Below are 12,952 nucleotides of genomic sequence, written 5' to 3' on the forward strand. Positions count from 1 at the left end.
CTTTTTTTGTCTTACATTTCTTTTAATTCAGCGATACGTTTTTGAACCGTTGCTTGTTTTTCCAAGTAATCGGCTTCTTTTTCGCGCTCTTTCGCCACAACTGCATCTGGTGCACTTGCTACGAATTTTTCATTGTTTAATTTACCTTGAACACGTTTTACTTCTTTATTCCATTTGTCTAATTCTTTTTCAAGACGAGCAATCTCATCTTCAATATTAATTAAACCTTTTAATGGTAAGAATAGCTCTGCGCCTGAAACAACAGCTGACATTGTTTTACCTTCTGGCTCTACATTTAAGCCTACTGTTAATGTTTCTGGGTTACAGAATTTTTCAATATACGATTTATTCGCTTCAAGTACAGCAAGTTCTGCTTCTGTTTTAGCAGAGATGAACATTGGTACTTGTTTGCTCATTGGTGTATTTACTTCCGCACGAATGTTACGTACTGCGTGGATAATATCCATTAGCAGTTGCATGTTTTTCGCTTCTTCTTCGAAGTGAAGATCTTCACGAACTGTTGGCCATGCTGCATTGACGATTGTTTCGCCTTCATGTGGTAAGTGTTGCCAAATTTCTTCTGTGATAAATGGCATTAATGGGTGTAATAGACGCATTGTATTGTCTAATACGTATGCTAATACAGAACGCGTTGTTTTCTTCGCTGCTTCATCTTCACCGTATAATGGTAATTTCGCCATTTCGATGTACCATGAGCAGAAGTCATCCCAGATGAAATTGTTTAAGTAACGGCCTACTTCACCAAATTCGTATTTATCAGCAAGCTCTGTTACTTTTTCGATTGTGTCATTTAAGCGTGTTAAAATCCATTTATCTGCTACTGATTTTTCGCCTGTTAAATCGATTTCGTCATAAGTCATGCCATCCATGTTCATTAATGCGAAACGAGAGGCATTCCAAATTTTATTTGAGAAGTTCCAAATAGCTTCTACTTTTTCAGTTGTGTAACGTAAATCTTGACCTGGAGATGAACCAGTTGCTAAGAAGAAACGTAATGAATCCGCACCGTACTCAGCAATAACGTCCATTGGGTCAACGCCGTTACCAAGTGATTTTGACATTTTGCGTCCTTCGCCATCACGTACTAAACCGTGGATTAATACGTCTTCAAATGGGCGTTCGCCTGTGAATTCAAGTGATTGGAAAATCATACGAGAAACCCAGAAGAAAATAATGTCATAACCTGTTACAAGTGCACCTGTTGGGAAGTAGCGTTTGAAATCATCTGCTTCCTCATCAGGCCAGCCCATTGTAGAGAATGGCCATAATGCAGATGAGAACCATGTATCTAATACGTCTTGGTCGCGTGTCCAGTTTTCTTCGTCTGCAGGTGCTTCTTTCCCTACATACAATTCGCCTGTTTCGTTATGATACCAAGCTGGAATTTGGTGACCCCACCATAATTGACGAGAAATACACCAATCATGAACATTTTCCATCCAACGTGTATACGTGTTTTCAAAACGTTGTGGTACGAAGTTTACTTTTTCATTTTCTTTTTGTTGAAGCGCTAATGCTTCTTTCGCAAGTGGTTCCATTTTTACGAACCATTGTTTAGAAAGATAAGGCTCAACTACTGCGCCAGAACGTTCTGAGTGACCTACTGAGTGTAAGTGGTCTACGATTTTAATTAATACGCCTTGTTCTTGTAAATCTTTTACGATTTCTTTACGGCATTCAAAACGATCCATACCAGCATATTTGCCCGCTTTTTCGTTCATTGTACCGTCGCCATTCATAACCATGATGCGTTCTAAGTCATGGCGGTTACCTACTTCAAAGTCATTCGGGTCATGCGCTGGTGTCATTTTTACAACACCTGTACCGAATTCCATATCTACATAGTCATCTGCAACGATTGGTAATTCGCGGCCTACGATTGGTAGGATAGCTGTTTTACCAACTAAGTGTGCATAGCGTTCGTCGTTAGGGTTTACAGCGATACCTGAGTCACCAAGCATTGTTTCTGGACGAGTTGTCGCGATTTCAACTTTTTCGTCGCTATCTTTAATTTGATATTCCATGTGGTAGAAAGCACCTTGAACATCTTTGTAAATTACTTCGATGTCAGATAATGCTGTTTGTGCTGCTGGGTCCCAGTTGATGATGCGTTCGCCGCGGTAGATTAAGCCTTTTTCGTAAAGTTTTACGAATACTTCTTTAACCGCATCTGATAACCCGTCATCTAATGTGAAGCGTTCACGTGAGTAATCAAGTGCTAAGCCTAATTTAGACCATTGTGAACGGATTGTAGACGCATATTCTTCTTTCCATTCCCATGTTTTTTCTAGGAATTTTTCACGACCAAGGTCATAACGTGAGATGCCTTGTTCGCGTAATTTCGCTTCAACTTTTGCTTGTGTTGCGATACCGGCATGGTCCATACCTGGTAACCATAATGCATCGTAACCTTGCATACGTTTCATACGAATTAAAATATCTTGTAATGTTGTATCCCAAGCGTGACCTAAGTGTAATTTACCAGTTACGTTTGGTGGTGGAATGACGATTGAATAAGGCTCTTTACCACTTTCTGGTTGTGCTTTAAAACAATCTTTTTGTAGCCACCATTCATAACGACCGTCTTCGATAGCTTTTGGATCGTATTTCGTTGGCATTGAAATGTTTTGTTGTTCTGTCATGAGTACGCCTCCTAATTTTGTGCATAAAAAGAATCCCCATCAATCCTTAACATAAGGACGAGAGAACTTCGCGGTACCACCTTACTTCTAGCAACTTGCTAGCAGCTTCATTCGACATAACGGGTCGGCACCGGTTCTTGCTACTATTAGTTCACAAAAACTGCTCTGGGGCTACCTTCAAGCATCTACTTGAGGAACTTTCACCAACCGTTCCCTCTCTAACAAGTAGGAGTGCTCTACTCCTCCCCTTCATCGCATTGTATTTAGCTTCAATTCATTGTATCTAATTTATTTCCCTTTTTCAAGTATTTCTGTTATGTTGGAATCAAGAGGTGATAAGCATGAAACGATTTATTCATCATATTTGTATTCAGACAAATGATTATGCAGCATCGAAAAATTTCTATGAGACACTCGGCTTCACGCTTGCCAAGGAATCGCAGGGCTTTCATTCGCGCGATTATAATAGCTGGTTGAAGATGGACCACTTTTATATCGAGCTACAAACAGCAAAGCAAGGTGAGTTACTTCGTGATTTTTCGAAGCATTCTGCCGGACCTGTGCACTTCTGTCTCTATATCGAAGACTTACAAAAAGAAGTGGCTCGCTTACAAGTGCTCGGACTACCATTTGCGAAAAAGAACGGTCAAGTACTTTATGACGTTGAAGGTAGCCATCTAGCAAAAGTTGTTGCCCCAGAAGGAACAATTATTGAATTACGTGATTCATTTTAAATAAAAGAGGACTCCGTACAAATTGTACGAAGTCCTCTTTTTTCGTCTTAGCGACGTAATTGTTTAAATACTTTTTGGAATGCAGCAACCGTTTGGTCAATATGCGCTTCTGTATGAGCTGTTGACATGAAGACCCCTTCAAATTGTGATGGTGGAAGGAATACGCCTTCTTGTGCCATTAAGCCGTAGTATTCAGCGAATAAATCAAGATCCGCTGTTTTTGCTGTATCAAAGTTAATAACTTGTTCATTTGTTAAGAAGTAACCAATCATTGAGCCTGCGCGGTTTACGGTGTGCGGAATGTTATATGTTTCTGCCGCTTCACGGAAACCTTGCTCTAGACGGTCGCCTAATTTTTCAAAGTAAGCATATGATTCAGGTGTTAGGCGATTAATTGTTTCTAAACCAGCTGTCATCGCTAATGGATTCCCCGACAAAGTACCTGCTTGGTAAACTGGACCTGCTGGCGCAATTTGCTCCATAATGTCACGACGGCCACCGAACGCACCAACTGGTAGACCACCACCGATTACTTTGCCTAAGCAAGTAAGGTCTGGTGTCACCCCGTAGTAACCTTGCGCTGAGTTAAAGCCTACACGGAAGCCTGTCATTACTTCATCAAAGATTAATAATGTGCCCGCTTTTGTTGTAATATCACGTAACCCTTCTAAGAAACCAGGTAGTGGTGGCACACAGCCCATATTCCCTGCTACAGGTTCAACGATAATCGCTGCGATGTCTTCACCGTAATGTTCGAATGCTAATTTAACCGATTCTAAATCATTATATGGCACCGTTAATGTATTTTGAGCAATCCCCATTGGTACCCCAGGACTATCTGGTAAGCCAAGTGTTGCAACACCTGAGCCTGCTTTGATTAATAGTGAGTCACTGTGACCATGGTAAGAACCTTCAAATTTCAAGATTTTATCGCGACCTGTGAAACCACGTGCTAGACGAATCGCTGATAAGGTTGCCTCTGTACCAGAGTTCACCATACGCACCATTTCAACAGATGGTACACGTTTGATTACTTCTTTTGCTAATTCATTTTCAACAGCAGTTGATGCACCAAAGCTTGTACCTTGCATTGCAACGTCTTGAATAGCTTTAATAACATTTGGTTCTGCATGGCCTAAAATAAGTGGGCCCCATGATAATACATAGTCGATATAGTCGTTGCCATCAACGTCTGTGATAATAGCGCCTTTACCATGGTCCATAACGATTGGTGCTTGGTTTACAGCTTTAAAAGCACGGACAGGTGAGTTAACGCCACCTGGCATTAAATTAACGGCTTCTTCATAAATAGCCTTTGATTTATCGAACGAACGAGTCATGTTTATTTACCCTCCATAAAACGAATCGCATCTTTTGCATGATACGTAATAATTAAATCAGCGCCTGCGCGTTTCATTCCTAATAATGTTTCAAGCACTACTTGTTTTTCATCAATCCAGCCATTTAGCGCAGCTGCTTTAACCATCGCATACTCACCAGATACATTGTACGCAACAACAGGTACGTCATAGTTATTGCGCACATCGCGTACGATATCTAAATAAGCTAATGCGGGTTTAACGATTAGGAAGTCTGCACCCTCTTCAATATCAGATGTTGCTTCACGCATTGCTTCCATACGATTTGCTGGGTCCATTTGATATGTTTTACGGTCACCAAACTGTGGTGCGCCGTCTGCTGCATCGCGGAATGGACCATAATAAGCTGAAGCGTATTTTACTGCATAGGACATGATTGGCACATCTTCAAAGCCTGCTGCATCTAAGCCTTCGCGGATTGCTGCAACAAAGCCGTCCATCATATTTGATGGGGCGATAATGTCTGCACCCGCTTCTGCTTGAGATACCGCTGTTTTTGCTAATAAATCAAGAGATGGGTCATTTAATATTTTTTCATCAGCCGATACAACGCCGCAGTGACCATGAGAGGTGAATTCACATAAGCATGTATCTGCTATAACTAAAACGTTTGGATAATTCTTTTTAATAAAGCGTGTCGCTTCTTGAACGATGCCATGATCGTGATAAGCTTGTGAGCCTGTTTCATCTTTTTCAGCTGGTAAACCGAATAAAATAACAGCTGGAATGCCTAACGCAACAACTTCATCCATTTCTTCACCTAAGCGGTCAATTGAAAATTGGAACACACCTGGCATTGAAGACACTTCATTTTTAATGTTTTCACCATCTTGAACAAAGATTGGGTAAATGAAATCTTCCTTGTGTAAATGTGTTTCTTGAACCATTTTGCGCAGTACGGCTGTTTGACGTAAGCGACGGTGGCGTTTGAATGTTAATTGTGTCATGTTTAATTCGTTCCTTTCTGTTTGACGAGTTCATCAATTACGGCGCGCATCGTATACGTATGAGGCATGATAATATTCATTTCTCCCGCATTTTCGAGTGCCGTTTTTGTAATATGTCCAATTGCCGCGACATGATAAGGTTTTGATGCTTTATGTGCTTCAAACACCTCTACCGCAGATGGACTGGCAAAAATAATCGTGACTCGCTCCGTTAACAGTTCATTAAGTGCTGGCATATGCCGAGCAGTCTGAACTGTGTCATACACAGTATAGCACTCTACATCACAGTTGAGACCATCGGGGATTGTAGATTTCGCTAAATTACCACGGAAAAACACACATTTCTCCACAATTGCTGGCTGAAATTCCTTAATGAAAACATCTGCGCTATAAATGCTTGGCATAAAATCAATTGTAAAACCGATTGCGCTAAGAGCTGCTGCTGTTTTTTCTCCGACAACAGCTACCTTGCCGTGCCAATGTGCTGCTGTATAGCCGTAACGAATCAATTTTTGCTTAAAAAAACGGACAGCAGACTGACTCGTAAAAATAAGCCACTCTGCATCCATACTTGCAATAAATTTTTCATGATCCTCTGCCGTACGCTCTACAACTTCAATGAGCGGTAGATGTACTGCTTGACCACCGAGTTTTTGAATATACTCAGCAATCGCTTTTGTCACACTTGTCCCCGTGAGTACAAGCGTGTCGCCAGCAAGAGGATTAGTGTTGTTCATTTTGCTCAGCCTTTACGCGTTTAATTAACTCGTAAGCACCTTGCTCTGTTAAAATTTTCGCTACTGCTTTCCCTGCTTCTTCTGCATTTTTAGATGTCGCAGAATCCTCGTAAAACTCAGAAGCATCCGGTGCCGCTACAAGACCTGTAAAATGAATCTCTTCATTTTCATACGTTGCATAGCCAGCGATTGGCACTTGACAGCCACCATCCATTGCTGCAAGGAAGGCGCGTTCAGCGTGTGCTGTTTCCCATGTTGCTTTGTCGGTTAATTTCGCAAGCTCTTGTAATAATTCCGTATCATCACCACGACACTCAATACCAAGTGAGCCCTGTGCGACTGCTGGAAGACAAATTTCTGGCTCTAAATATTCTGTAACAACATCATTTGACCAGCCTAGACGGTTTAAACCAGAGGCCGCTAAAATAATCGCATCGTACTCTTCTGTTTCAAGCTTTTGTAAACGAGTATCAACATTCCCACGAATCCATTTAATCTTTAAGTCAGGACGTGCTTTTAAAAGCTGTGAACTACGACGTAAGCTTGACGTTCCGACTACCGCTCCTTGTGGTAAGTCTGCGAATTTTACGTGACCGACAGAAATAAATGCATCGCGTGGATCTTCACGTTTTGGAATACAACCAATGACTAAGCCTTCTGGCAATACAGCCGGCATATCTTTCATGCTGTGTACAGCAAAGTCGATTTCTTTGTCGTATAAAGCTTGTTCGATTTCTTTTACGAATAAGCCTTTGCCGCCTACTTTAGATAATTGCACGTCTAAAATGCGATCCCCTTTTGTGACAATTTCTTTCACTTCAAATTCAAATGGCACACCTGCTTGTTTCAATTGCTCGATAAACCAATTTGTTTGAGTTAATGCTAATTTACTTCTTCTTGAACCTACGATAATTTTACGCAAAATAATTCAACCTCTCTTAATACCAAAAATGGAATGCTGAAAAACGACTGCCTAGGAAGAAATTGATGAGTATGAATAAAAACGCATACACATTTGCCCACGCATATTTTGTCGCATATAACTTTCCTTTTTGGTTTCTATAAATAATAATCGAATACATAAATAATGAAATGAAAGAGCCTAGAATTTTAATATCCCAGAACTTCAAATCTGGTAATGCAATATATGCCCACATCATCCCTAAAATCAGACTAATGCCAAGCAATGGAATGCCACAATAAATCGTGTAGCTCATACCGCTTTCTGCCTGCGCTAACGATGGTAAGCGTGAAAATTGTTTTGGCCATTTTTTACTTTTTAATACATTATGCAAAACAATATACAACATCGCAAAAACAAAACCAATTGTAAAAGCACCATATGACATAATCGCAAACATAATATGAATCACAAGTAGTTCTGACACAAGTGTGTCACTTACAGGTGACGGTGCAAGTTCGTTTGGTGCAAATGTATGCACAACCATAAAGCAAAAACCAACGACATTAATTAAAATAACCGGTAAATCTAATTTAAATATACAATGCATCGCAATGGAGATAGCTACAAGCAACCAAGCATAAAAATAAATGCCCTCAAATAACGTCAGTACGGGGAAGCGATGTGTTTCCCAAATATAAAGCGCTAAAAAAGCAGTTTGCAGCAACCACACAATTGAGACACCCCAAAAGGCATAACGGTATAACCGCCTGTTCTTTTTCCAATAATCAATGAAATAAAAGACAAGGCTAATGGCATAGATGATGACCATTATTTCATGTAGCCTTGTCATCGTCATATCCGTCATAAGATCTCCTTCTGCTACTTAACTAAATTGCACAAAAAAGCGCCCTCATATCTACAAGTTTAACATATAGATACGAAAACGCTCGCAAAAAGATTTAATTAAATAGTAAATTTGTTTGGTCAATTGTCGCTTTAACACGGCGTTCTTTTTCCGCTAATTGATGCTTTTCTTTTTCTAGTTCGACAGCCTCTTCAATCCCAAAAATACGCTCGAATAATGCCAATTGCTCTTTTGCATTTACTTCACCTGCAAGCTCTTTTGCTTGAAGAATTGGTTCTTTCAACAACTGATTGACGATTGATTTTGTATGTTTACTCAATACTTTACGCTCGCGATCTGTTAAATCAGGCATTTTATTTTCAATGCTCTTCATCGTTTCTTGTTGAATGATATTCGCCTTTGCACGTAATGCTGAAATGACTGGTACAACACCAAGTTGACCAACCCATTCATTAATTTCATCTAGCTCGCCATCAATCATGTTTGTAATTTGCATAGCTGCACGTTCACGCTCTGCTAAGTTCGCCTCTACGATACCATGTAAATCATCAATGTCGTATAAGAAAATATTTTCAAGCTCGCCTACAGTTGGATCGATATCACGTGGTACGGCGATATCTACCATAAATAGCGGTTTACCTTTACGCATACTATCCACAAATTCCATTAACTCACGGTCAATAACATAGCTAGTAGCACCTGTTGAAGTAATTAAAATATCCGCATCTAATAGCGTACATTGTAATTCCTGCATCGATTTCGCTTCACCATGGAATTTTGCTGCAAGTGATTCTGCTTTTTCAAATGTACGGTTAATAACCGTTACTTGACCAACACCACTGCCATATAAGTTTTCCATCGCAAGCTCGCCCATTTTACCAGCGCCTAAAATCGCGATATGTTTTTTCTTTAATGAACCGAAGATTTTTTTTGCAAGCTCTACTGCTGCATACGATACAGACACAGCATTTTCACCAATGCTTGTTTCGTCATGCGCTTTCTTCGCAAATGTCACGCTCTGTTTGAAGACATGATTAAAAATCGTACCTGTTGTACCAATTTGTTGCGCTTCTAAAAAGCTGCTTTTTACTTGGCCTAAAATTTGTGTTTCGCCAAGTACCATCGAGTCAATTCCCGCTGTCACTTTAAATAAATGATTTAGCGATGCATCGTCTTCACGAATATATAAATGTGGTTCGAAGCTTTCCACTGGCATACGGAACCACGTAGCTAAAAATTGCTTCACAAAATGGCGACCTGTATGTACTTGGTCGACAACTGCATAGATTTCTGTGCGATTGCATGTCGATACGATTACGTTTTCTAAAATGCTTTTTTGTCCTTGTAATGCTCTCATCGCATCCGCTAACGTACCATCAGCAAACGAAAATTTTTCACGGATTTCGACGGGAGCTGTTTTATAGTTCAAGCCTACTACTAGGGTATGCATGAATAATACACCTCTCACGTTCAAATTAACTTCTCTATTATAGCATAGTCCATCTTGAGAAACTGCTTCTTTTTTATGTCCTATGTGCATTGTTCTATTGTTTAATTATAATTATTCTAATTAAGAATATACTCGTTATCACCTAAAATTTCAACCTTATTGTCTTGAAATGAAGGGAACTTCACGAAGCCGTCACAATTATACCTCTCTTCCTTTCACTTCCCAATTCCACTTTCAAAAAACATTTGACAACAAAAAAGCAGGATGCATCCTTATTGGATACCCCTGCTCTTTGTTACTTTTTCATATTTGTTGTATCTAAATCAACATCTTCTAAATCTTCACCTAGATATTTTTCAATTTCTTCCCATGCTTGGTCATACCCTTTACCTGTTTCAGAAGAGAATAAGATAATTGGGTCACGTGGGTCCATATCAAGTACTTCTTTGATCACTTTTTTATTGTGTTCCCATTTCCCTTTTTTCACTTTATCCGCTTTTGTGGCAATGATAATTGTTGGGATTTCATAATGTTTTAAGAAATCATACATCATACAGTCATCATCTGTTGGTTCATGGCGCAAGTCAATGATTTGCACAACGGCTTTTAATTGACGACGCGCTGTTAAATACGTCTCAATCATTTTACCCCATGCTTCACGCTCGCTTTTTGATACTTTCGCATAGCCATATCCTGGTACATCGACAAAAAATAATTGCTCTTCGATTTTGTAGAAATTAAGCGTTTGCGTTTTACCAGGTTTCGCTGAAATACGCGCCAATGCTTTACGACCAATCATGCGGTTAATAAATGAAGATTTCCCTACATTTGAACGCCCTGCTAGCGCAAATTCTGGGTAGCCTTCCTCTGGGTACTGCTCAGGTCGAACCGCACTCATTATCATATCTACATTATGGACTTTCATTTAATTGTTTCCTCCATCTAAAGCGATTGCTAGTACGTCCTCCACGTTCGATACGGCGTGGAATGTTAATTCATCACGCACGCTTTGTGGAATATCGTCTAAATCGCGTTCGTTTTGTTTTGGAATAATAATCGTTGTTAAACCAGCGCGGTGTGCACTTAACGATTTTTCCTTTAAGCCACCAATTGGTAGCACGCGACCGCGAAGTGTTACTTCCCCGGTCATACCAACTTCCTTACGAATCGGTGTATTTGTGATAGCAGATGTTAATGCTGTTACCATCGTCACCCCAGCAGATGGACCATCTTTTGGTACGGCACCTTCTGGAACGTGAATATGCACATCATGCTTCGCAAAGAAATCGTCGGCAATATCATACTTTTCTTGTTGTGAGCGCACATACGATAACGCCGTTTGTGCAGACTCTTTCATAACATCGCCAAGTTTCCCTGTTAACTGAATTTTCCCTGCTCCTGGTGAAATCGACACTTCGATTTGAAGCGTATCGCCACCAGCTGTTGTATACGCAAGACCTGTTGCAACACCAACAAGGTTTTCTTCGTTCGCTTGTCCGTAATGGAAACGGTGCTTTCCGAGTATATCCTCTAATGTTTTCGCTGTAAAGACGACTTTTTTCTTATCGCCGCGCACAATGGTACCTGCTGCCTTACGACAAAGCGTTGCAATGACGCGGTTTAAGCCCCTTACACCTGCCTCGCGTGTATAATAACGAATTAAATCTTTTAACACATCTTCTTTTACTTGGACTTGTGATTTTGTTAAACCATGATCCTCGATTTGACGAGGTGTTAAATGATTTTTTGCAATCGCCAATTTTTCAAGCTCCGTATAGCCAGCAATTTGAATGATTTCCATACGGTCACGTAAAGGACCAGGAATGCCACCTAAATCATTTGCTGTCGCAACGAATAACACATTTGATAAATTGTATGGTTCTTCAATGAAGTGATCACTAAATGTACCATTTTGCTCGGGATCTAATACTTCAAGCATTGCCGCCGCAGGATCGCCGCGGAAGTCATTCGCCATTTTATCAATTTCATCTAATAAGAAGACAGGATTTGTTGTGCCAGCTTTTTTCATACCTTGAATAATACGTCCCGGCATCGCGCCTACATACGTACGGCGATGACCACGAATTTCAGATTCATCACGTACACCACCTAGTGACATGCGGACAAATTCACGATTTAATGATTTTGCAATTGATTGTGCTAGTGATGTTTTACCAACACCGGGTGGACCAACTAAGCATAGAATCGGGCCTTTTAAGGAGCCTTTTAATTGCTGTACCGCTAAGAATTCTAAAATACGCTCTTTTACTTTTTCAAGACCTTCATGATCTTTATTCAAAATTTGCTCCGCTTTTTTCAGGTTGTGGCGGTCTTTCGTTGCTTTTGACCACGGAATTGCAACCATCCAATCTAAATAATTTCGGATAACACTGCTCTCTGCAGCTTGGACAGGAATCGCCTCATAGCGTGCTAGTTCCTTTAAAACCACTTTCAAAGTTTCGTCTGGCATACCCGCATTAAGAATTTTTTCGCGTAATGCTTCACTATCTTTTTGTTTGCCGTCTTTATCGCCAAGTTCTTTTTGAATTGCCTTCATTTGCTCACGTAGATAAAACTCTTTTTGTGTTTTTTCCATCGCGCGCTTCACCGTACTATTAATCCGTTTTTCAACAACTAAAATTTCTTGCTCATTTTGCAAACGATTCATTAACGTCTCTAAGCGTTCACGCACATCTGCAATACGTAAAATCTCTTGTTTCGCCTTCATTTTCAATGGTAATTGTGTCGCGATGTAATCGGCTAAATGGCCCGGCTCATCAATCTCTTGTGCATGATCGATTAAATCTGGAGACATACGACCATTCATTTTCACATAACGAGAAAATTGATCGGTTACAAGACGCATAAAAGATTCGACTAATACATCTACTTGTGCGTCATCTTCAAAAGCTTCGACATTTACAAAAGTTGCGCTATTCTCTTCAATCATTTCTGTGACAGAAGCACGGTACTTTGCCTCAACGATTAAACGCATTGAATCATTGGGCAATTTTACGAGTTGCTTCACGTATGCAACAACACCCATCGCGTAAAAATCTTCGCGTGTTGGGTTTTCAGTAGCTGCCTGCTTTTGCGTTACTAAAAAAACAAGTTGATCTGCTTTCATTGCATCATCAACAGCAGCCATCGAACGTTCACGACCTACATCAATATGTAAAGACATTTTTGGGAATACAACGAGACCACGTAGCGGAATCATTGGGATATGTTGTGTAACTACCATGCGGGGCCCACCTCCATCATTGCATATTC

10 protein-coding genes and 1 other annotated feature are annotated in these 12,952 nt (G+C 40.2%); of the genes, 1 reads left to right on the forward strand and 9 read right to left on the reverse strand.

Features of this window, described 5'->3' with window-relative positions:
* Positions 1-11 precede the first annotated feature (11 nt).
* Positions 12-2,663 (reverse strand): valine--tRNA ligase, encoded by a 2,652-nt coding sequence (locus KTHG_RS07515; protein ID WP_139992518.1) that lies wholly within the window; start codon positions 2,661-2,663, stop codon positions 12-14.
* Between the two features lie 50 nt (positions 2,664-2,713).
* Positions 2,714-2,925, reverse strand: a binding site (T-box leader).
* A 79-nt stretch (positions 2,926-3,004) separates the two neighbouring features.
* Between KTHG_RS07515 and KTHG_RS07520 the strand changes: the two genes are divergently transcribed.
* Positions 3,005-3,397, forward strand: a complete 393-nt coding sequence (locus KTHG_RS07520) for a VOC family protein (protein ID WP_126991069.1) — start codon at positions 3,005-3,007, stop codon at positions 3,395-3,397.
* Between the two features lie 47 nt (positions 3,398-3,444).
* Here the strand turns inward: KTHG_RS07520 and hemL are convergent, their stop codons facing one another.
* From hemL to lon, 8 genes are all read right to left on the reverse strand, one after another.
* Positions 3,445-4,737, reverse strand: a complete 1,293-nt coding sequence (gene hemL, locus KTHG_RS07525; protein WP_126991068.1) for a glutamate-1-semialdehyde 2,1-aminomutase — start codon at positions 4,735-4,737, stop codon at positions 3,445-3,447.
* A 2-nt stretch (positions 4,738-4,739) separates the two neighbouring features.
* Entirely contained in the window at positions 4,740-5,723 is a 984-nt protein-coding gene (gene hemB, locus KTHG_RS07530; RefSeq protein WP_126991067.1) for a porphobilinogen synthase, read from the reverse strand.
* 2 nt (positions 5,724-5,725) lie between these two features.
* Entirely contained in the window at positions 5,726-6,460 is a 735-nt protein-coding gene (locus KTHG_RS07535; protein ID WP_126991066.1) for a uroporphyrinogen-III synthase, read from the reverse strand.
* The gene (hemC, locus tag KTHG_RS07540) at positions 6,447-7,382 is read right to left on the reverse strand and encodes a hydroxymethylbilane synthase (protein ID WP_139992520.1); all 936 of its coding nucleotides are present in this window, start codon (positions 7,380-7,382) and stop codon (positions 6,447-6,449) included. The genes KTHG_RS07535 and hemC overlap by 14 nt, the downstream gene beginning before the upstream one ends.
* Before the next feature lie 16 nt (positions 7,383-7,398).
* Positions 7,399-8,229, reverse strand: a complete 831-nt coding sequence (locus KTHG_RS07545; RefSeq protein ID WP_139992522.1) for a cytochrome C assembly family protein — start codon at positions 8,227-8,229, stop codon at positions 7,399-7,401.
* 94 nt (positions 8,230-8,323) lie between these two features.
* Entirely contained in the window at positions 8,324-9,679 is a 1,356-nt protein-coding gene (gene hemA / locus KTHG_RS07550; RefSeq protein WP_139992524.1) for a glutamyl-tRNA reductase, read from the reverse strand.
* A gap of 295 nt (positions 9,680-9,974) precedes the next feature.
* Positions 9,975-10,604: a ribosome biogenesis GTP-binding protein YihA/YsxC gene (gene yihA / locus KTHG_RS07555; RefSeq protein WP_126991062.1), complete on the reverse strand. Its 630-nt coding sequence runs from the start codon at positions 10,602-10,604 to the stop codon at positions 9,975-9,977.
* The gene (lon, locus tag KTHG_RS07560; protein WP_139992526.1) at positions 10,605-12,923 is read right to left on the reverse strand and encodes an endopeptidase La; all 2,319 of its coding nucleotides are present in this window, start codon (positions 12,921-12,923) and stop codon (positions 10,605-10,607) included.
* Between the last annotated feature and the right edge of the window lie 29 nt (positions 12,924-12,952).

This window comes from Kurthia sp. Dielmo (genome assembly GCF_000307285.2).
Classification (GTDB): domain Bacteria; phylum Bacillota; class Bacilli; order Bacillales_A; family Planococcaceae; genus Kurthia; species Kurthia populi.